Source organism: Diaphorobacter sp. B2A2W2, assembly GCF_056730635.1.
This window is the reverse complement of sequence record NZ_JBWZOR010000008.1, coordinates 38693-59057: the sequence shown is the minus strand read 5'-3', so window position 1 is coordinate 59057 and position 20365 is coordinate 38693. Positions and strand designations below refer to the sequence as shown.

The following is a 20365-nucleotide window of genomic DNA, read 5'->3' as shown; positions in this document are numbered from 1 at the left end:
ACAACCCAAGGAGAGGACACGCATGAACGACACAACGCAAGAGACCGCCGCCATCGACGATCCCTGGGCACCCGCCGACGCCGCGCCCACTCAGGCGCAAGCACAAGCCAGCGACCCCTGGGCCGCCGACACGACGCTGCAACCCGCGGATGCCGATCCGTGGGGCGCTGGCGGCACCGCCGGCACCGATGCCGCGGCCGGCGTGGACTGGCTTGACACCGCGGCGGCGCCGATGCCCGAGCCCGACGCCGGCCTGGCCGGCCTGTGGCAGCAGATCGCCACGGACGGCCTGCCCGTGCAGGGATGGATCAACGAGGGCCTGCATTGGGTGGTGGAGAACTTCCGCCCGTTCTTCCAGGCGGTGCGCGCGCCCATCGACGCCACGCTCACCGGCGTGACCGACCTGCTGCTGGCCGTGCCCGCGCCCGCGCTCATCGCGCTGGTCACGCTGCTGGCCTGGCAGTTCGCCGGCCGCGGCCTGGCCGTGGGCGCGGCGCTGTCGCTGGGGCTGGTGGCGCTCTTGGGCATCTGGCCCGACGCCATGGTGACGCTGGCGCTGGTGCTCACATCGCTGTTGTTCTGCGTCGTCATCGGCCTGCCCATGGGCATCGTGCTGGCGGCCAGCGAACGCGCACAGCGCTGGACGCGCCCGCTGCTGGACGCCATGCAGACCACGCCCGCCTTCGTGTACCTGGTGCCGGTGGTGATGCTGTTCGGCATCGGCAACGTGCCGGGCGTGATCGTGACCATCGTGTTTGCGCTGCCGCCGTTGGTCCGCCTGACCAACCTGGGCCTGCGCCAGGTGCGCCCTGATCTGATCGAGGCCAGCCGCGCCTATGGCGCTTCGCCCCTGCAATTGCTGTGGAAGGTGCAGCTGCCGCTGGCCATGCCCTCGATCATGGCCGGCATCAACCAGGCGCTGATGCTGTCGCTGTCGATGGTGGTCATCGCCTCGATGATCGCCGTGGGCGGCCTGGGCCAGATGGTGCTGCGCGGCATCGGCCGGCTGGACATGGGCCTGGCCACCGTGGGCGGCCTGGGGATCGTGCTGCTGGCCATCGTGCTGGACCGCCTCACCCAGGCCATGGGCCAGCCGCGGCGCGCCAGTGCGCGCTGGTGGCACACCGGCCCCGCGGGCCTGGTGCTGCGCGCCTTGCGCGGCAAGCCCGCAGCGCCCGCGCCGCAAGCCGCCCCGCTTGCCACCCCCCGCAACTCCGCGGCCTGACACCACTCCCGTTCACCACCAGAAAGGAAACCCCGGATGACTCTTCTGTCGCTGACCTCTCCCACACACACTGCACGTTCCGGCGCATGCGCCGCCCTCGCCCGCCGCCTGCGCGCGCCGCTGGCCTCCGTTGCCGCGGGTCTGGGCTTGGCGCTGGGCGCCACCGCTGCGCTGGCCCAGCCCACCGCCCTGCCCGGCAAGGGCGTGAAGGTGCTGCCTCTCAAGAGCTCGATCGCCGAGGAGACCTTCCAGACACTGCTGGTCATGAAGGGCCTGGAAAAACTCGGCTACGACGTGCAGCCCATCCAGGAGGTGGAGTACCCCACGGCCCACATCGCCATCGGCAATGGCGACGCCACGTTCATGGCCGACCACTGGAACCCGCTGCATGCCGACTATTACAAGAACGCCGGCGGCGACGCGAAGCTCTACCGGCGCGGCACCTACTCGGGCAACGCGGCGCAGGGTTACCTGATCGACAAGAAGACCGCCGACGCGCATGGCATCACCAACGTCGAGCAGCTCAAGGACCCGAAAATTGCCCAGCTGTTCGACACCAACGGCGACGGCAAGGCCGACCTGACGGGCTGCACGCCCGGCTGGGGCTGCGAGGCCATGATCGAGCACCACCTGGACGCCTACGGCCTGCGCAACACCGTCACGCACCAGCAGGGCACCTACTCCGCGCTGATCGCCGACACCATCACGCGCTACCGCGCGGGCAAGCCCGTCCTGTACTACACCTGGACGCCGTATTGGGTGAGCAACGAGCTCAAGCCCGGCAAGGACGTGGTCTGGCTGGAAGTGCCCTTCTCCTCCCTGCCCGGTGAGCAAAAAGGCCTGGACACGCGCCTGCCCAACGGCAAGAACTACGGCTTCGTGGTGAACCAGCAGCAGATCGTGGCCAACAAGGCCTGGGCCGAGGCCAACCCCGCCGCCGCCAAGCTGTTCGAAGTGATGCAGCTGCCCGTGGCCGACATCAACGCCCAGAACCACCTGATGAGCCGGGGCCAGAACAAGGCCGCCGACATCGAACGCCATGTGAACGGCTGGATCAAGGCACACCAGAAGACCTTTGACGGCTGGGTGCAGCAGGCGCTGGCCGCGGCCCGCTGACGGGTGCCTTTGCAACAATTTGCATAAAAACAGGAGATAACGCCTGTCCCTCATGCGCGAGCAGCTATCTTTTAAGTAGCACCAGAATCGGGCGGAGCGGGCTTTCGCCCCGCCCATGCCTGCGGGCGAGGCGTTGCCATTGGTTGCATTTGGCGCGCTTCGTGCCACCGCGGCCAGGCCCCGGGGGTGGCCCGGCCGTGCCATCCTCGGCGTTTCACCACGGCCAAGCGGCTCCCCACTTCATGCAACTTCCGCGTCTCACCCTCCAAGGCAAGGCCTTTGCAGCCCTGTCGGCGCTGCTGGGGGTGATGCTGGTGCTGTTCGTGGGCTTCTCGCTGCTGGGGCTGCAGCGGGGGCTGGGTCCCTACGTGGCCGAGGTGGAGTTGGCGCGCATGGACTGGCTGGTGTTCCGCCTGCAGGCCGCGTATGAACAGCAGGGCGGCTGGCAGACACTGCGCGAGCAGCCCGGCCTGTGGCGCGAGCTGCGCCGTCCGCGCAACGTCCAGATGCCGACCTTCGGACCCGCTCCCGTGCCTGCGCCCGAGCCCCTGTTGCTACCCCAGGTCACGCCCGGCACGGCCCCGCCGCCGGTGGACGCGCTGTCGCGCCGCCTGGGCGTAGTGGATACGCAGGGCCGCGTGGTCGCCGGCGCCGCACCCGTGCCCGGCGGTGCGCGGACCGCGCTGCGCGACGGCGAGGGGCGCCTGATCGGCCACCTGGTGCTGGCGCCGCTTGACGGGCTGGAGCGCGATGCGGACCGCGCCTTCCTGTCCAAGCAGCTCGGCTTCGTGGTGTGGAGCGGCGTGACGGGCCTGGCGCTGGCACTGCTGCTGTCCTGGTGGCTGGCGCGGCGCTGGCTGCGCCCCATCGACACGCTGGTGACCGGCGCGCAGGCCATTGCGGCAGGCGAGCTGCACACCCGCGTGCCCGAACAGGCCGACAGCGAGGAATTCACCCGCCTGATCCACACCTTCAACGCCATGGCCGAGCAGCTTGCGAGCGTCGAGGCCTCGCGCCGCCAATGGATCGGGGACACCGCGCATGAACTGCGCACGCCGCTGGCCGCGATGCGCGCCGAGATCGAGGCCGTGCAGGACGGCGTACGCCCGTTCGACGAAAAGACCGCGCGCCGCCTGCACCGCCAAGTCATGCGGCTGATCCAGCTCGTGGGCGATCTGCGCGCCAGCGTGGACATGGCAGGCGACCAGCCCCCGCCCGTCATGAGCGCCGTGCAGCCGCTTGCGCTGCTGCGCGAGGCCATGGCCGGCATGCAGTCGCGCTTCGACCAGACGGGTGTCGCGCTGCAGGCCGCGCCAGACCTGGCCACGCTCGCCAAGCAGCCGCTGCAGGTACACGGCAACGCACAGCAGTTGCACCGCGTGTTCCTGAACCTGCTGGAAAACAGCCTGCGCTACACCGACCCCGGCGGGCAGCTGCAGGTGTCGGCCTGCGTGCTGCGCAATGGCGGCCCGCCGCGCCTCACGCTGCGCCTGGACGACACGGCGCCCGGCGTGGCGCCGCACGAGCTGCCGCACCTGTTTGAGCGCCTGTACCGTGCCGAGGCCTCGCGCCGCCGCGCCTCGGGCGACCTGGGCGGCTCGGGCCTGGGCCTGGCCATCTGCCGCACCATCGTGCAGGCGCACGGCGGCCAGATCGAAGCCAGCGCCTCGCCGCTGGGTGGCCTGCGCATCACCCTCACGCTGCCTCTACTGGAGAACCCCTCGCCATGACCACGCCCGCACGCATCCTCGTCGTGGAGGACGAGCAGGACATTGCAGACGTGCTGCTGGACTACCTGCGCCACGCGGGCTACGCCCCGGAGCACGCGGCTGACGGCCGCACGGCCCTGCAGGCCCTCACCGCCCCCCAGCCGCCGGACCTGACGCTGCTGGACGTCATGCTGCCCGGCATCGACGGGCTGGAGGTGCTGCGCCAGGCGCGCCGCCACACCGACAACCCCATCGTGGTGATCACTGCCCGCGTGGAAGAGGTGGACCGCCTCATCGGCCTGGAACTGGGCGCGGACGACTACATCTGCAAGCCCTTCTCGCCGCGCGAGGTGGTGGCGCGCGTGAAGGCCGTGCTGCGCCGGCGCGCACCGCTGGCCCAAGCCGCCGCGCAGGCGGAGCTGGCCTACGGCGCGCTGGTGCTGGACGAGGCCCAGCTGCAAGCCACGCTGCACGGTACCCTCGTGGCGCTGACACCGCGCGAATGGCATCTGCTGCGCACCCTGCTGGCACACCCGCGCAGCGTGCTGTCGCGCGCCCAGTTGCTGCAGCACGCCTACCCGGACTCGCCGCAGGAGCCCAACGAGCGCGCCGTGGACAGCCACATCAAGAATCTGCGCCGCAAGCTGCGCAGCGCCGACCCCGCCGGGCACGACTGGATACGCTCGGTCTATGGCGTGGGCTTTGCCTTCGACCCACCCGCGGCGCCTCAGGACGCTCAGGACTGAGCTAGCTCCTTTTTTAATAGCTGCTTGCGCTTACCACAAGCGCCTTTAGGGCACTTTTTGCTTTAAACGCACCCGGGCAGCCACAGCGGCCTACGCCGGGTGGGGACAAGGGTTTGTTACCGAGCGTGACGGCGCCTAGAATGCCGCAGCCTCTGTTCCCGCGCCCGGCGCCCTCACCGACGAACCACCATGCCCGCTCCCCTGCGCTTTTGTGCCGACGTGTCGCTGCAACGTCCCCTGTTGTCGGCGCGCGAGCGCGAGGCCCTGGACCGCAGCCCCTGGTTCTCCACCCTCTCGCCCTCGCTGCGGCACGACATCTTCCGCCTGGGCCATGTGACGCGCCACGCACACGGCGACCTGATCGTCGAGCAGGGCCGTCCCATCCGCGAATGGTTCACCTGCGCCAGTGGCGCGCTGCGCTTTCAACGCACCACGCCCTCCGGCAAGCTGGTCACGCTGGCCTATGTGGAGCCCGGAATCTGGGTGGGTGAGGCCGAGGTGCTCTACGGCCGTCCCTGCACCTACGACGCGCATGCCCATGGCCCCACCACGCTGTTGAGCGTGCCCGAACCCACCTTCCGCACGCTGCTGCAGGAGCATCCCTCGTTCGGCGAGGCGCTGCTCACGCTGCAGGCATGGAGCATGCGGTCGCTGTACTGCATGATGGAAGACATGGCCACGCTGCCGCTGCGCGCGCGCCTGGCCAAGCAACTGCTACAGCTGCTGCAGCGCTTCGGCCCGCAGCGCACCGAGCCGGGCGAGAGCGTGCCGCTGGGCCTGTCGCTGGCGCAAGACGAGCTGGCCTGCCTGCTCGGCGGCTCGCGCCAGCGCGTGAACGTGGAATTGAAATGGCTGGAACGCGAGGGCCTGATCAGCGTGCGCCCCCGCGGCATCGAGATCCTGGACGCCACCGGCCTGCAGACGCTGGTGGACCAGGCCGCCGCGGATGGCCGAGGCGACGAGTAAGGCGCTCCCCTCTCGCGGCGCACGCCCCCGCGCTCGCCGAATCTCTAGCGTCCCACCATCCGGGCGGGCACCACCCACTCATCGAACTGCGCGGGCGTCACGTGGCCCAGCGCCAGCGCGGCCTTGCGCAGCGTGCTGCCTTCCTTGTGCGCCTTCTTGGCAATCGCCGCGGCCTTGTCGTAGCCGATGTGCGGGTTGAGCGCCGTCACTAGCATCAGCGAGCGCTCCACCAGCTCCGCGATGCGCGCGCGGTTGGGCTCTATCCCCACGGCGCAGTGCTCGTTGAAGCTCACCATGCCATCGGCCAGCAACCGCACGCTCTGCAGGAAGTTGTGCGCCACCAGCGGGCGGAACACGTTCAGCTCGAAGTTGCCACTGGCCCCGCCGATGTTGATGGCCACATCGTTGCCCAGCACCTGGGCGCACAGCATGGTCAGCGCCTCGCACTGCGTGGGGTTCACTTTGCCGGGCATGATGGACGAGCCGGGCTCGTTCTCAGGGATGGTGATCTCGCCGATGCCGCTGCGCGGGCCGCTGGCCAGCCACCGCACGTCGTTGGCGATCTTCGTGAGGCTGGCCGCCAGCGTCTTCAGCGCGCCGTGGGCATGCACCAGCGCGTCCTGCGATGCGAGCGATTCGAACTTGTTGGGCGAGGTCACGAAGGGCTGGCCGGTGAACTGGGCCAGCTCCTGCGCCACACGTTCGGCGTAGCCCTCGGGCGCATTCAGGCCCGTGCCCACGGCCGTCCCGCCCAGGGCCAGTTCATGCAGGTGCGGCAGCGCCGCGCGCACGTGGCGCTCCCCATGGGCAAGCTGCGCCACCCAGCCCGAGATCTCCTGCCCCAGCGTGAGCGGTGTCGCATCCTGCAGATGGGTGCGGCCGATCTTCACGATGTCGTCGAACGCCTCGGCCTTGGTCTGCAGGGTGGCGCGCAGCTCCTCCATGGCGGGCAACAGCCGGTGCACCAGCGCCTGCACCGCGGCCACATGCGTGGCGGTGGGGAACACGTCGTTGCTGGACTGGCTCTTGTTCACGTCATCGTTGGGATGTACGAGCCGTGCCTCGCCACGCTCGCCGCCCAACAGCTCGCTGGCGCGGTTGGCCAGCACCTCGTTGACGTTCATGTTGGTCTGGGTGCCCGAGCCGGTCTGCCAGACCACCAGCGGGAACTCGTCGTCGTGCTCGCCCAGCAGCACCTCGTCGGCCGCGGCGACGATGGCGCGCGTCTTGTCCGCACCCAGCAGCCCCAGCGCGTGGTTGACCCGGGCCGACGCGCGCTTGACCTGCGCCAGCGCGCGGATGAGTTCCTGCGGCTGTCGTTCACCCGAAATGGCGAAGTTCTGCAGCGAGCGCTGCGTCTGCGCGCCCCAGAGCCTGTCGGCCGGTACCTCGATGGGGCCGAAGGTGTCGCGTTCGATACGGGTGCTGGAAGTCATGCAAAGGCCTTTCTGATCCGGGAAGGAGCAACGGGTGCGATTTCACCGCAAATGGCCGCACGGCCACTGAAAGCCCCTGCCGCCACGGCGGGCGGGACTTTTACCCTTGCTTTTGCCCTTGCATCAGGCTCGTGCAAGGTGCAGGGCGATAATCGCGGGCGTCCGTTTCACAAGAATCCTCCCCCACATGACCACGACCATCCGGTACAACGACCTTGTGGAGTCCGTAGCTGCCGCGCTGCAGTACATCTCCTACTACCACCCCGCCGACTATATCCAGCACCTGGCCCGCGCCTACGAGCGCGAGCAGAGCCCCGCGGCCAAGGATGCGATGGCGCAGATCCTCACCAACAGCAAGATGAGCGCCACGGGCCACCGCCCGATCTGCCAGGACACGGGCATCGTGAACGTGTTCCTGAAGGTGGGCATGGGCGTGCGCTTCGAGGGCTTCGCCGCCGACCAGAGCCTGGAGGACGCCATCAACGAAGGCGTGCGCCGCGGCTACAACCACCCCGACAACACGCTGCGTGCGTCGGTCGTCGCCGACCCGCAGTTCGCTCGCAAGAACACCAAGGACAACACACCCGCCGTCATCAGCGTGCAGATCGTGCCCGGTGACACGCTGGACGTGACCGTGGCCGCCAAGGGCGGCGGCAGCGAGAACAAGTCCAAGATGGTCATGATGAACCCCAGCGACAACCTGGTGGACTGGGTGCTCAAGACCGTGCCCACCATGGGCGCCGGCTGGTGCCCGCCGGGCATGCTGGGCATCGGCATCGGTGGCACGGCGGAAAAGGCCGTGCTGCTGGCCAAGGAAAGCCTGATGGAAGACCTGGACATGTACGAGCTGCTGGCCAAGAGCCAGCGCGGCGAGAAGCTGGACCAGGTAGAAGAGCTGCGCCTGGAGCTGTACGAGAAGGTCAACGCCCTCGGCATCGGCGCCCAGGGCCTGGGCGGCCTGGCCACCGTGCTGGACGTGAAGATCAAGATGTACCCCACGCACGCTGCCAGCAAGCCTGTGGCCATGATTCCCAACTGCGCGGCCACGCGCCACGCGCACTTCGTGATGGACGGCTCCGGCCCCGTCTACATGGACCCGCCGAGCCTGGACCTGTGGCCCAAGGTGGACTGGGCGCCCAACACCGAGACCAGCAAGCGCGTGGACCTCAACACGCTGACCAAGGAAGAGGTCGCGAGCTGGAAGCCTGGCCAGACGCTGCTGCTGAACGGCAAGATGCTCACCGGCCGCGACGCCGCGCACAAGCGCATCCAGGACATGCTGGCCAAGGGTGAGAAGCTGCCCGTGGACTTCACCAACCGCGTGATCTACTACGTGGGCCCCGTGGACCCGGTGAAGGACGAGGCCGTGGGCCCCGCCGGCCCCACCACCGCCACGCGCATGGACAAGTTCACCGACATGATGCTGGAGCAGACCGGCCTGATCGCCATGATCGGCAAGGCCGAGCGCGGCCCGGTCGCCATCGAGTCCATCAAGAACCACAAGAGCGCCTACCTGATGGCCGTGGGCGGCGCCGCCTACCTGGTCAGCAAGGCTATCAAGAACGCCAAGGTAGTGGGCTTTGCGGACCTGGGCATGGAAGCCATCTATGAGTTCGACGTGGTGGACATGCCCGTCACCGTGGCCGTGGACGCGGGTGGCACCAGCGCCCACATCACCGGCCCGGCCGAGTGGCAAAAGAAAATCGCCGCGGGCGAATACAAGGTCGTGCCCATGGTGGCCGCCTGACGGCCTCGCGATGTGAACCGTCCGTGACAAAAACCGCCCTCGGGCGGTTTTTGTTTTTCCAACGGGTAAAGGGCCAGCGCGGCAGGGAACCCCGCTGCCGCCTTGCACTCCCATCTGCATCTCTTCACCGCCTCAGGAGCACCATGACCGCAGAAGAAATCCGCGCCACCCTCACCTTGTGCCTGATGGCCTCGTACGCCGACGGCGAGAAGCACGACCGCGAGCGTGAGCAGATCCGCGAGGTCGCGCAAGGCCTTGCGGGCGACGCGCAAATCAACCTGCCCGGCCTGTACCAGGACGTGCTGCTGCGCCGTGTGCAGCTACCAGAAGTGTTGGGCCGCCTGGCCTCTCCCGAGTCGCGCCAGCTGGCTTATGAGATGGCCGTGTGCGTGTGCGAAGCCGACGGCCACACCAGCGCCAAGGAAGACGCCTTCCTGGCCCAGGTGCGCCAGGCCTGGGGCCTGGGGGGCGCGCTTACCACAGGGGGATTCGATGCCGAGGCCCAGGCCGTGGCCGACGCCCCTTTGCAAGCGCCTCTGCAAGCGCCTCTGCAAACGCCATTGGACGCATCCACTGCGCCTGCGACACCGGCCCCCCACCCCGCCGCTGCGGACGCGTTGCCCTCCACCGCCGCGCAGCGCCGCCCCGGCAGCCTGCCGCCCGCCGAGATGGACCGCAAGATCCTGCAGGCGTCGATCATGAACGGCGCCATCGAACTGCTGCCCGAGAATCTGTCCACCCTCGCCATCATTCCGCTGCAAATGCGGCTGGTCTACCAGATCGGCCAAAGCTACGGCTATGAGCTGGACCGCGGGCACATCAAGGACTTCCTCGCGACGCTGGGCGTGGGGCTCACCTCGCAGTACCTGGAGCAGGCAGGCCGCAAGCTGCTCAGCGGCCTGCTGGGCAAGGCCGGCAAGGGCCTGCTGGGCGGCCTGGGGCGCCAGGCGGTGAGCAGCGGCATGAGCTTTGCCGCCACCTATGCGCTGGGGCATGTGGCCAACCAGTACTACGCGGGCGGGCGCACGCTGTCCACCGACATGCTCAAGGACGCCTACCAGCACGTGATGCAGGACGGCCAGCAACTGCAGGCGCGCTACCTGCCGCAGATGCAGGCGACCGCGCGCCAGCTCGACACGGCCAAGATCCTCTCCATGGTGCGCGGCGGCTGAGAGGCAAGTTGCCGCGTTGAACGCGTGTTTTGCTACATTTTCAGGAGCATCTAGCGCTTGACTGGCAAGCGCTAGAGCCAATTTCTATATAGATGCAGCCCCACGGCGGCGCTTGGCCCACAGCCCGCCGAACTGGTTGATCACCATGCCCGCCAGCACGCCCAGCGTGCCCATCCATTGCCAGGCCGTGGGGCGCTCGCCCAGCAGCAGCATGGCCGACAGCAGCCCCACCACCGGCACCAGCAGCGACAGCGGCGCCACGGTGCTGGCGGCGTAGCGCTGCAGCAGGCGCGTCCACAGGCCATAGCCCAGCAGGGTAGACAACAGCGCCAGATAGGCCACCACGCCCAACTCGCGCCCGCCCAGGCCGCGCAGCTGCTGCACCACGGCCTCCGTGCCGTCCACCACGCAGGCCAGCAGCAACAGCGGCACGATGGGGAACACGCTGCTCCAGACAATGAAGGACACGGGCTCGTACGGCCCCTGGCGCGCTGCGACGCGCGTGAGCAGGTTGGAGCCGGCCCACATGGCCGCGGCCCCCACGGTGAGCAGGAAGCCCGCCAGGGTCATGCCGGAGGCGCCGTCGCCGTGCGCCGCGCCGATGAACGCCAGCCCGCCGATGGCGATGCACAGGCCCAGCCACTGCCAGCGGTGTGGCGTCTCGCCCAACAAGGCTGCTGCCATGAGCATGGTGATGAATGCCTGCGTCTGCAGCACCACCGAGGACATGCCCGCCGGCATGCCCAGCTGCATGCCGGTGAACAGCAGGCCGAACTGTCCCACACCCTGCACCAAGCCATAGGCCGCCATCACGCCCCAGGACAGGTGCCGCGGCGGGCGCACGAACAGCAGGAACGGCAGCGACGCCGCCAGGAAGCGCAGCGCGCACAGCACCAGCGGCGACAGCGTGGCCAGGCCCCACTTCATGACGACGAAGTTCAGCCCCCAGACCACAACCACCACCAGCGCCTTGGCCCAGTCGGCCCGCGACAGCGACGTGCTCATGCGCGGACTGCCAGCGCGGCGCGGCTCAACTGCCCGCCACCTTCATGCGGTTGATGAGGATGGAGCCCACCGTCTTGGCGCCATAGGTGTAGGCGTCGGCGCCCACGGCCTCGATGCCGCGCAGCATGTCCTTGAGGTTGCCGGCGATGGTGATCTCGTGCACCGGATAAGCGATGCGGCCGTTCTCCACCCAGAAGCCGCTGGCGCCGCGCGAGTAGTCGCCCGTCACGTAGTTCACGCCCTGGCCCATGAGCTCGATCACGAACAGGCCCGTGCCCAGCTTTTGCAGCATGGCGTCCAGGTCGTCGCCGGGCTTCGTAAGGCGCGACGACAGCACCAGGTTGTGCGAGCCGCCGGCGTTACCGGTGGTCGGCATGCCGAGCTTGCGCGCCGAATAGGTGCTGAGGAAATAGCCCTGCACGCGGCCCGCCTCCACCACCTGGCGCGGCGCCACGCGCACGCCCTCATCGTCGAACGGCGAGCTGCCCTTGCCGCCCAGGATGAAGGGGTCCTCGGCCACGTCGATGTGCTTGGCGAACACCTGCTTGCCCAGCGAATCGACGAGAAAGCTGCTCTTGCGGTACAGCGCGCCGCCGCTCACGGCCTGCACGAAGCCGCCCAGCAGGCCGGCGGCCAGGGGCGACTCGAACAGCACCGGGCATTCGGTGGTGGGGATCTTGCGGCTGCCCAGGCGGCTCAACGCGCGCTGGGCGGCGTAGCGGCCCACGGCCTCGGGCGCGGCCAGTTCGCGCGCGTCGCGCATGGAGCTGTACCAGGCGTCGCGCTGCATCTCGGCATTGCGCCCTGGCAGCGAGGCGATGGGCGCCACCGAGATGCTGTGGCGCGAACTGGCGTAGCCGCCGCGAAAGCCGCGTGTGTGGGCGCTGAAGAAATGGCTCTGCTGCGCCGACACGCCCGCGCCTTCGCTGTTGGTGATGCGTTTGTGGGTCTTGAAGGCGGCGGCCTCGCACTCCAGCGCGAGAAGCGCGGCCTCTTCGCTGGTGATGGCCCAGGGGTGGAACAGTTGCAGGTCGCGGTGCGTTTCCTGTGGCGCGATGTCGGCCGCGTCGGGCAGGCCGGCCACCGGGTCCTCGGCGGTGAAGCGGGCGATGTCGTACGCCGCCTGCACCGTGCGCTCCACGGCGGCCAACGAGAAGTCGGACGTGCTCGCATTGCCACGGCGGTGGCCCACATACACCGTCACGCCCAGCGACTTGTCGCGGTTGCGCTCCACCGTCTCCAGCTCGCCCTTGCGTACGTTCACCGACAGGCCGCAGCCTTCCGAGGCGTCCGCCCCCGCGTCGGTAGCACCCAACTTCTTGGCATGGGCCAGGGCATGGTCCACCAGGCCTTCAAAGAACTCTCGGGTATAGCTGAAGCCGCTGTCGGGCTGGGAAGAAGTGCCGCTGGCGGCGCGGTTGCTGGATGTATTCATAGCGGCGGCTATGATACTTGCCGACCCGCGCCGCCGCGCGGCAGGCGCCATTGCCGCTGCGCCGCGCAGGGCCTGTTTCCGCCCCCAGCACACCCATGTCACGCAAACCCAAAAAAGGCTATTTTGTGAAGGGCCATTTCGTTGCCGAAGGCAGCGAGATGGACCTACAGCTCAAGGCCGAACTCAAAGGCACCGACGGTGCCACCAAGACCGACCTCAAGCGCGAGATGGAGGCGCTGCAGGACCTGGGCTCCGAGCTGCTCACGCTGCGCAGCGACCTGTTCGCGCGCCTGGACCTGCCCGAAAAGCTCCAGGATGCATTGGCCGAGGCCCGCCGCATCACCAACTTCGAGGGCAAGCGCCGGCAGATGCAGTTCGTGGGCAAGCTCATGCGCAAGCTGGAAGAAGGCACGGTGGCGGCCATCCACGCCGCGCTGGACGAGCAGCGCAACGGCTCCGCCGCCGAAAAGCTGGCCCTGCACCAGGCCGAGCACTGGCGCGACCGCCTCATTGCGGACGACAATGCGCTGGCGGCATGGCTGGAGCAGTTTCCGCGCACGGACACGCAACAGATCCGCGCGCTGATTCGCCAGGCGCGCAAGGATGCGCAGTCCGACCATGAGGCCCGGGTGGCCCAGTCGCAGGGCGAGGCCCCGCGCAAGGGACGTGCCTACCGCGAACTGTTCCAACTGGTGCGCCACCAGATGACCGAAGCGGCCGCCCTGGCCGTGCATGAGGAGCGCGAAGACGATGCCTGATACCCACAAAGCCCCGTCCTACGAGCCGGTCAAGATCGGCATCGTCTCCATCAGCGACCGCGCCAGCAGCGGCACGTACGAAGACAAGGGCCTGCCCGCCCTGCACGACTGGCTCAAGCGCGCGCTGCACAACCCGATTGCTTTCGAGCCACGCCTGATTCCCGACGAGAAAGAGCGCATCAGCGCCACGCTGGTCGAACTGGTGGACGCTGGTTGCAGCCTGGTGCTGACCACCGGCGGCACTGGCCCCGCGCTGCGCGACGTGACGCCCGAGGCCACGTTGGCCGTGGCCGACAAGGAGATGCCGGGCTTTGGCGAGCAGATGCGCCAGATCTCGCTGACGTTCGTGCCCACGGCCATCCTGTCGCGCCAGGTGGCGGTGATTCGCGGCCAGAGCCTCATCATCAACCTGCCGGGCCAGCCCAAGGCGATTGCCGAGACGCTGGAGGGCCTCAAGGACGACAGCGGCGCACAGCGCGTGCCGGGCATCTTCGCCGCCGTGCCCTACTGCATCGACCTGATCGGCGGGCCCTACCTGGAGACACGCCCCGAGGTCTGCAAGGCCTTCCGCCCCAAGACCGCCGTGCGCCCCCAGCGCTGAGCGCGCCGCCCCGCCACGGGGCCGTGCCATGCTGCCCACCAATCGTCCTGCCGCGCCTTCGCGCCCCCGCGCAGGCCACACGTTCCTGGCCGGCCTGGCCATCGCCGGCCTGCTGGTTCCCGAAGCGGTGGCGTACGCCGCCATCGCCGGCGTACCGCCGGCCCATGCGCTGGTGGCGGCGCTCGTCGGGCTGCTCGTCTATCCGTTCATCGGCACCAGCCGCTTCGCCACGCTCTCGGCCACGTCGTCGGCCGCGGCGATCTTCGCGTCCGTCGTGGCTGCGGAAGGCACGGGCGGCGCGTTTGCGCTGGTCGGTGTCACCGGCGGACTGTTCATCGTGGCGGCGCTCGCGCGCGCCGACTTCCTGGCGGCGTTCGTCTCGCGCCCCGTGCTGCGCGGCTTTGCGTGGGCGCTCGCGGTCACCATCGTCGTCAAGCAACTGCCCGGCCTCACGGGCGTTCCGGCCCAGGGCACGCACACGCCCGGCCTGCTGTGGGACTGGCTGGGCAGGCTTGGCAACGCACAGGGTCTGACGGCAGCGCTGGGCTGCGGCGCGCTGGCTCTGTGGCTGGCGCTACAGCGCGCCCAGGCGCGGCATGCCTGGGTGCAGCCCTCGGTGCTGGTGCTGGCGCTGGGCATCGCGCTGTCCGCGGCGCTGCCTTTGGCGGCGCACGGCGTGGTTCTGGTGGGGCCTGTCACGCTGCAGGGGCTGCAGAGGAGCTGGCCGCGGCTGGACTGGGACCACTGGGTGCGCGCCGCCCAGATGGCGCCGGCGCTGATGATGATCCTGTTCGCCGAGTCGTGGGGATCGGCCCGCTCCCTGGCCCTGCAAGCGGGCGACCGCGTGCACGCGCGGCGCGAGATGCTGGCCCTGGGCGCCGCCAACATCGGCAGCAGCCTGCTGCAGGGCCTGCCCGTGGGCGCAGGCTTCTCGGCTTCGTCGGCCAACTACGAGGCTGGGGGGCACAGCCGCTGGACGGGCCTCGTCGCCGCAGCGGCGATTGCGTTGGCGCTGGGATTGGCGCAAGGCGCACTGGCGCTTGTGCCGCTACCCGTGCTGTGTGCGGTGGTGATCGGCATCCTGTCGCACAAGCTGGGCCCGCGCCCCTTGTGGGCCACGCTGCGCTGGAATGGCGACGCCTGGATGGCATTGGCCGCCGCGGCCGGCGTGTTGGGGCTGGGCGTGCTGTTCGGCATGCTGCTCGCGGTGGGGCTTTCGCTGCTGCTGGCGCTGCGCCGCTTTGCGCAGCCGGCCGCCAGTGAGCTGGGCCGCCTGCCGGGCACGCATGATTTCGTCGCGCTCAAGCTGCACCCGCAGGCGCAGCGCACGCCGGGCGTGCTGGTGCTGCGGCCGGACGAACCGCTGTTCTTTGCCAATGCCGAGGCCATGGCGCATATCGTGGCCACGCACGCAGGAGCCCAGGGCGTGCGCGCCGTGGTGCTGAGCGTGGAGTCCAGCGACGACATGGACGTGACCACGCTGGAGGCCCTGCAGGAGTTGCAGGCCCATTTGGCGCGCCGGGGACTGGCCCTGCTGCTCGCGCGCATCAAGGACCACCCGCGTGCCGCGCTTCAGCGCGCCGGGCTCACGCATATTCCGCTGTTCTGGAGCGTGGACGACGCCGTGGGCGCGGCACAGGGCATGGCCATACCCGAGCAGTCCACTCAACCGTAGCCCCGCCGCCGCGTACCCGGCGTAATGTGGCGGCTTCACCCCACAAAGGAGCCCCGCATGACCGCCATGATGAAAGCCGCTGTCTTCGTCGAAAAAGGCCGCATCGAACTGGCCGACAAGCCCATTCCCGACGTGGGCCCCAACGACGCGCTGGTGCGCATCACCACCACCACCATCTGCGGCACCGACGTGCACATCCTCAAGGGTGAATACCCGGTGGCCAAGGGCCTGACCGTGGGCCATGAACCCGTGGGTGTGATCGAGAAACTGGGCAGCGCCGTGCAGGGCTACCAGGAAGGCCAGCGCGTGATCGCCGGCGCCATCTGCCCCAACTTCAACAGCTACGCGGCGCAGGACGGCTATCCCAGCCAGGACGGCAGCTACCTGGTGCCGCGTGGTCTGTGCGGCTGCCACGGCTACAAGGCCACGGCAGGCTGGCGCTTTGGCAATCTGATCGACGGCACCCAGGCCGAGTACGTGCTGGTGCCCGATGCCCAGGCCAATCTGGCGCCGATTCCCGACGGGCTGACCGACGAGCAGGTGCTGATGTGCCCGGACATCATGTCCACCGGCTTCAAGGGCGCGGAGAACGCCAACATCAAGATCGGCGACACCGTGGTGGTGTTCGCACAAGGTCCCATCGGCCTGTGCGCCACCGCCGGCGCGCGCCTGCTGGGTGCCACCACCATCATCGCCGTGGACGGCAACGACGACCGCCTGGCGGTTGCGAAGAAGATGGGCGCCGACGTGACGCTGAACTTCCGCAACGTGGATGTGGTGGAGGAGGTGATGAAGCTCACCGGCGGCAAGGGCGCCGACGGCTCCATCGAGGCACTGGGCACGCAGGCCACGTTCGCCCAGGCCATGAAGGTGCTCAAGCCCGGCGGCACGCTGTCCAGCCTGGGGGTGTACTCGGAAGATCTGTCGATCCCGCTGGCGCAGTTCGCTGCCGGCCTGGGCGACCACACCATCCGCACCGCGCTGTGCCCCGGCGGCAAGGAGCGCATGCGCCGCCTGATGAACGTGATCGCCGCCAGCCGACTGGACCTGGGGCTGCTGGTGACGCACCAGCGCAAGCTGGACGACATCGTGGAGGCCTACGACCTGTTTGCGCACCAGCGCGACGGGGTGCTCAAGATCGCCATCAAGCCTCACTGAGGCGAGCCAACGCCCATAAAGAGAAAATAGGCCGCTAGCGCTTATACATCAAGCGCTGGCAGCTATTGAATTAGGAGCATTCACTTAACGAAAGGCCCCGGCGGCCCTTCCTCGGGCTCAGAAACCGCGCATCTCGCCCCACTCGCCCCAGGGAGCCCGCGAGGAGCGCAGGGTATTGATGGGCGCCGCCGCATCCTCATAGCCCAGCGCCACGCCAAAGGCCACGCGGTAAGGCTCGGGCAGTCCCAGCTGCTGCTGCAGCGTGCCGGCATAGCGGCGCCAGAAGCCCTGGGCGCAGGTGGCCAGCCCATGCTGCACCGCCAGCAGCATCAGTGACTGCAGGTAGATCCCCAGATCAGCCCATTGCGGCTGACCCATGCGCTCGTCCACGCAGACGAAGATGCCCACGGGCGCGCCAAACAACTCGGCATTCTTGGCCAGCTGCTGCAGGCGCCCGGCCTTGTCCTCGCGCGGAATGCCGATGCTGCGGTACAGGTCTTCGCCGTTGGCGAAGCGGCGTGTGCGGTAGGGCTCCCACAGGCCCGGCGGGTAGGACTGGTTGTCCGGTCCTTCCTCGGGTTGCGCCTGGGCGACGACCGCCAACAACTCCTGCAGCGGCGCGCCCGTGAGGGCCACCACGCGCCAGGGCTGCAGATTGCCGCCGGAGGCCGCCTGTGCGGCTTCTTGAAGAATCGTCTGCACCGTCGCCGCGGGGGGCGCGTCGGGCAGGAAGGCGCGCACCGAGCGGCGCGCACGCAGGGCCTGGGTAACTTCCATGGGGTTGTTTACTTGCCAATGATGTCGTTGAGCTTGGCCGCCTGGAATTGCTCGCAGCGCACAGCCTCGTCGGGTACGCAGCCGCCGCTTTGCGGGGTGGACCTGGAGAGCTTTTCAATGGCCTGCCACAACAGTGCGATCTGGTGCTCCTGCGTGGCGGCGGAATCGATCAGGCCGCGCATGGCCTGGGTCAGCGGGTCGTCCTGCAGGGAGGTCACGCCGTAGGCGCTGAACTTGGCCTCCTCGGGCTTGTGCGGCTCGGTCACGTCGGCGCTCTGGCCTTCCTTGGACGGAATGATGCGCGCGGGGATGCCCACGGCCGTGGCACCCGCTGGCACCGGCTTGATGACCACGGCGTTGCTGCCGATCTTGGCCCCATCGCCCACCTCGAAGCCGCCCAGCACCTTGGCGCCCGCGCTCACCACCACGTTCTTGCCCAGCGTGGGATGGCGCTTGGTGCCCTTGTAGAGCGAGGTTCCGCCCAGCGTCACGCCCTGGTAGATGGTGCAGCCGTCGCCGATCTCGGCGGTCTCGCCCACCACCACCCCCATGGCGTGGTCGAAGAAAACCCGCTCGCCGATCTTGGCGCCCGGGTGGATCTCGATGCCCGTGAACCAGCGCGCAAAGTGCGAGATGAAGCGCCCCAGCCACTTGAAACCGTTCGTCCAGCACCAGTGCGCCGGCCGGTGCAGCCAGATGGCGTGCAGGCCGGGATAGCAGGTAATGACCTCCCAGGTGCTGCGCGCAGCCGGGTCGCGTTCGAGGATGCACTGGACGTCGGATCGCAGGCGGGCAAGCATGAAGGGCAATGGTGTAACGAGAAGCTTGGCAGTCTAGCGGTTTGCCTGCGCGGCCTGCAGCATGGATTTGGCGACACCGCGCAGGATGTGGATTTCCTCCTGCGTGAGTTGCGCGCGGTTGAAAAGCTGGTTCAAGCGCGGCATGAGCTTCTTGGGCGCGGCCGGGTCCAGAAAGCCGATGCCCGTGAGCGCCTGCTCCCAGTGCGCCAGCATGCCGGCCACCTGCGCGGCGTCCGCGCGCTCGCCCTGAGGGGCGGACTCCTGCACCGCAAAGCCGTCCCCACGGGTGGCAAGGGCCTGCCGCCATTCATAGGCGATGACCTGTACCGCCGCGCCCAGGTTGAGCGAGCCGAACTGCGGATTGGCGGGAATGCTCAGCGCCACATGGCAGCGGTACACATCCTCGTTGGCCATGCCAAAACGCTCGGAGCCGAACAGGAAGGCCACGCCAGTTTCCGGCGACGGGTTTCTAGCCAAATCAGCCCCTGGCGCTTTGCCATCAAGCGCGGGCAGCTCATTATTCAATAGCATCTCGAAATGCTGGCGCGGCGTGCGCGTGGGCGGGCCGAAGTCGCGCGGCGTCATCGCCGTGGCACACAGGTGGCTCACGCCCTCCAGCGCCTCGTCCAGCGTGGCGACGATGCGGGCATGGGCCAGCACGTCCAGCGCGCCGCTGGCCCGCTGGATGGTCTCCTCCTTGCGCAGCACGTTGGGCCAGCGCGGTGCGACCAGCACCAGGTCATCAAAACCCATGGTCTTCATGGCGCGGGCCGTGGCGCCCACGTTGCCGGCATGGCTGGTCTGGATCAGGATGAAGCGGGTTCTCATGGCGCGAAGTGACTCGGGAGCAAGCCTGCCATTGTCGCCGCTGCTGCAAAGCGCCCGAAGGCCCGCGCGTGCAAGCCCGGAGGGTGATGGGTAAAATGCCCGTTTTGCGCCCGCATCGCCGGCTGCGCGCCCCGCGGCCACCAGCCGCCCCGCTCCTTCGTCACAATCCAATGTCGTCCAATCTGCACCCCATGCTCAACGTGGCCATCAAGGCCGCTCGCGCCGCCGGCGCCATCATCAACCGCGCGGCCCTTGACGTGGAGGCCGTGCGTATTTCGCAAAAGCAGATCAACGACTTCGTGACCGAGGTGGACCATGCCGCCGAGCAGGCCATCATCGAGACGCTGCTCACCGCCTACCCCGGCCACGGCATCCTGGCCGAGGAATCGGGTTCCGAGCACGGCTCCAAGCATTCCGAATACGTCTGGATCATCGACCCGCTGGACGGCACCACCAATTTCATCCACGGCTTTCCCGTGTACTGCGTGAGCATCGCCCTGGCCGTGCGCGGCAAGGTCGAGCAGGCCGTGGTGTACGACCCCTCGCGCAACGACCTTTTCACCGCCACGCGCGGGCGCGGCGCCTTCCTGAACGAGCGCCGCATCCGCGTGAGCAAGCGCACGCGCCTGGGCGAATGCCTGATCTCCACGGGCTTCCCTTTCCGCCCCGGCGACAACTTCAAGCAATACCTGAACATGATGGCCGAGGTGATGCCCCGCACCGCCGGCCTGCGCCGCCCCGGCGCTGCCGCGTTGGACCTGGCCTATGTGGCCGCCGGCTACACGGACGGCTTCTTCGAGAGCGGCCTGTCGATCTGGGACGTGGCCGCGGGCGGTCTGCTGGTGACCGAGGCCGGAGGTTTGGTGGGCAACTTCACGGGCGAGGCCGACTACATGGAGCAGCGCGAATGCCTGGCCGGCGCGCCACGCATCTATGGCCAGCTGGTGACTCTGCTGGGCAAATACAGCAAGTTCGCCAGCGCGGGCGACAAGGCCGCGGTGCGCCAGGCCGCCGAGGTCACGGAAGTCGCTGACGTGGCCGGCGACGAGGCGGCCGCGCGGTCGCCAGACGACGCCACGCCCACCGCACCGGACAGCGCCGCCGAGGACACCCACACGCGCCCCCCGGCCGCGCCGTAACCCCCACACTCACAAAACAATAGCTGCTCGCGCTTGCTGCAAGCGCCTTAGCAGCTATTTTTATTTGAACTG

18 protein-coding genes are annotated in these 20365 nt (G+C 68.7%); 12 read left to right on the top strand and 6 right to left on the bottom strand.

The window, feature by feature from the left end; all coding sequences use genetic code 11:
- Positions 1-22: 22 nt before the first annotated feature.
- From proW to AC1PPL_RS13660, 5 genes are all read left to right on the top strand, one after another.
- Positions 23-1225: a glycine betaine/L-proline ABC transporter permease ProW gene (proW, locus tag AC1PPL_RS13680; RefSeq protein WP_479973520.1), complete on the top strand. Its 1203-nt coding sequence runs from the start codon at positions 23-25 to the stop codon at positions 1223-1225.
- 36 nt (positions 1226-1261) lie between these two features.
- Positions 1262-2341, top strand: a complete 1080-nt coding sequence (proX, locus tag AC1PPL_RS13675) for a glycine betaine/L-proline ABC transporter substrate-binding protein ProX (RefSeq protein WP_287924774.1) — start codon at positions 1262-1264, stop codon at positions 2339-2341.
- Between the two features lie 242 nt (positions 2342-2583).
- Complete coding sequence (locus tag AC1PPL_RS13670) at positions 2584-4071, top strand: ATP-binding protein (RefSeq protein WP_479973519.1); 1488 nt, start codon at positions 2584-2586, stop codon at positions 4069-4071.
- The gene (locus AC1PPL_RS13665; protein ID WP_015912703.1) at positions 4068-4796 is read left to right on the top strand and encodes a response regulator; all 729 of its coding nucleotides are present in this window, start codon (positions 4068-4070) and stop codon (positions 4794-4796) included. The genes AC1PPL_RS13670 and AC1PPL_RS13665 overlap by 4 nt, the downstream gene beginning before the upstream one ends.
- A gap of 189 nt (positions 4797-4985) precedes the next feature.
- On the top strand, positions 4986-5762 hold the full coding sequence (locus AC1PPL_RS13660) for a Crp/Fnr family transcriptional regulator (protein WP_011804494.1): 777 nt from the start codon (positions 4986-4988) through the stop codon (positions 5760-5762).
- A gap of 44 nt (positions 5763-5806) precedes the next feature.
- Here AC1PPL_RS13660 and fumC read toward each other — a convergent pair whose 3' ends face one another.
- Positions 5807-7198, bottom strand: a complete 1392-nt coding sequence (gene fumC, locus AC1PPL_RS13655) for a class II fumarate hydratase (protein WP_479973518.1) — start codon at positions 7196-7198, stop codon at positions 5807-5809.
- A gap of 187 nt (positions 7199-7385) precedes the next feature.
- On the opposite strand from fumC, the gene AC1PPL_RS13650 reads away from it, so the two are divergent.
- Positions 7386-8945 carry a fumarate hydratase gene (locus AC1PPL_RS13650; RefSeq protein ID WP_015912701.1) on the top strand — a complete coding sequence of 520 codons (1560 nt, stop codon included), beginning with the start codon at positions 7386-7388 and terminating at the stop codon, positions 8943-8945.
- A gap of 143 nt (positions 8946-9088) precedes the next feature.
- A complete protein-coding gene (locus AC1PPL_RS13645; RefSeq protein ID WP_479973517.1) occupies positions 9089-10117 on the top strand; it encodes a YcjF family protein in 1029 nt (342 codons plus the stop codon).
- Positions 10118-10201: 84 nt separating this feature from the next.
- Here the strand turns inward: AC1PPL_RS13645 and AC1PPL_RS13640 are convergent, their stop codons facing one another.
- Positions 10202-11122 carry an EamA family transporter gene (locus AC1PPL_RS13640; protein ID WP_313562453.1) on the bottom strand — a complete coding sequence of 307 codons (921 nt, stop codon included), beginning with the start codon at positions 11120-11122 and terminating at the stop codon, positions 10202-10204.
- Between the two features lie 25 nt (positions 11123-11147).
- The gene (gene pmbA, locus AC1PPL_RS13635; protein WP_015912698.1) at positions 11148-12557 is read right to left on the bottom strand and encodes a metalloprotease PmbA; all 1410 of its coding nucleotides are present in this window, start codon (positions 12555-12557) and stop codon (positions 11148-11150) included.
- 95 nt (positions 12558-12652) lie between these two features.
- Between pmbA and yjgA the strand changes: the two genes are divergently transcribed.
- From yjgA to AC1PPL_RS13615, 4 genes are read left to right on the top strand one after another with little or no spacing between them, the layout of a single operon-like run.
- Positions 12653-13315, top strand: coding sequence for a ribosome biogenesis factor YjgA (gene yjgA, locus AC1PPL_RS13630; RefSeq protein WP_479973516.1), 663 nt, complete (start codon positions 12653-12655; stop codon positions 13313-13315).
- Positions 13308-13916: a molybdopterin adenylyltransferase gene (mog, locus tag AC1PPL_RS13625; RefSeq protein WP_011804487.1), complete on the top strand. Its 609-nt coding sequence runs from the start codon at positions 13308-13310 to the stop codon at positions 13914-13916. The genes yjgA and mog overlap by 8 nt, the downstream gene beginning before the upstream one ends.
- Before the next feature lie 28 nt (positions 13917-13944).
- Positions 13945-15591: a SulP family inorganic anion transporter gene (locus AC1PPL_RS13620; RefSeq protein ID WP_479973515.1), complete on the top strand. Its 1647-nt coding sequence runs from the start codon at positions 13945-13947 to the stop codon at positions 15589-15591.
- A 57-nt stretch (positions 15592-15648) separates the two neighbouring features.
- Positions 15649-16749 (top strand): NAD(P)-dependent alcohol dehydrogenase, encoded by a 1101-nt coding sequence (locus AC1PPL_RS13615; protein WP_479973514.1) that lies wholly within the window; start codon positions 15649-15651, stop codon positions 16747-16749.
- A 117-nt stretch (positions 16750-16866) separates the two neighbouring features.
- On the opposite strand, the gene AC1PPL_RS13610 is transcribed toward AC1PPL_RS13615, so the two are convergent.
- From AC1PPL_RS13610 to AC1PPL_RS13600, 3 genes are read right to left on the bottom strand one after another with little or no spacing between them, the layout of a single operon-like run.
- The gene (locus tag AC1PPL_RS13610) at positions 16867-17526 is read right to left on the bottom strand and encodes a nitroreductase (RefSeq protein WP_313562800.1); all 660 of its coding nucleotides are present in this window, start codon (positions 17524-17526) and stop codon (positions 16867-16869) included.
- An 8-nt stretch (positions 17527-17534) separates the two neighbouring features.
- Entirely contained in the window at positions 17535-18326 is a 792-nt protein-coding gene (gene cysE / locus AC1PPL_RS13605; protein WP_047349618.1) for a serine O-acetyltransferase, read from the bottom strand.
- A gap of 33 nt (positions 18327-18359) precedes the next feature.
- Entirely contained in the window at positions 18360-19154 is a 795-nt protein-coding gene (locus AC1PPL_RS13600; RefSeq protein ID WP_479973513.1) for an RNA methyltransferase, read from the bottom strand.
- A 170-nt stretch (positions 19155-19324) separates the two neighbouring features.
- On the opposite strand from AC1PPL_RS13600, the gene AC1PPL_RS13595 reads away from it, so the two are divergent.
- Positions 19325-20293 (top strand): inositol monophosphatase family protein, encoded by a 969-nt coding sequence (locus AC1PPL_RS13595; protein WP_287984582.1) that lies wholly within the window; start codon positions 19325-19327, stop codon positions 20291-20293.
- Positions 20294-20365: the final 72 nt, after the last annotated feature.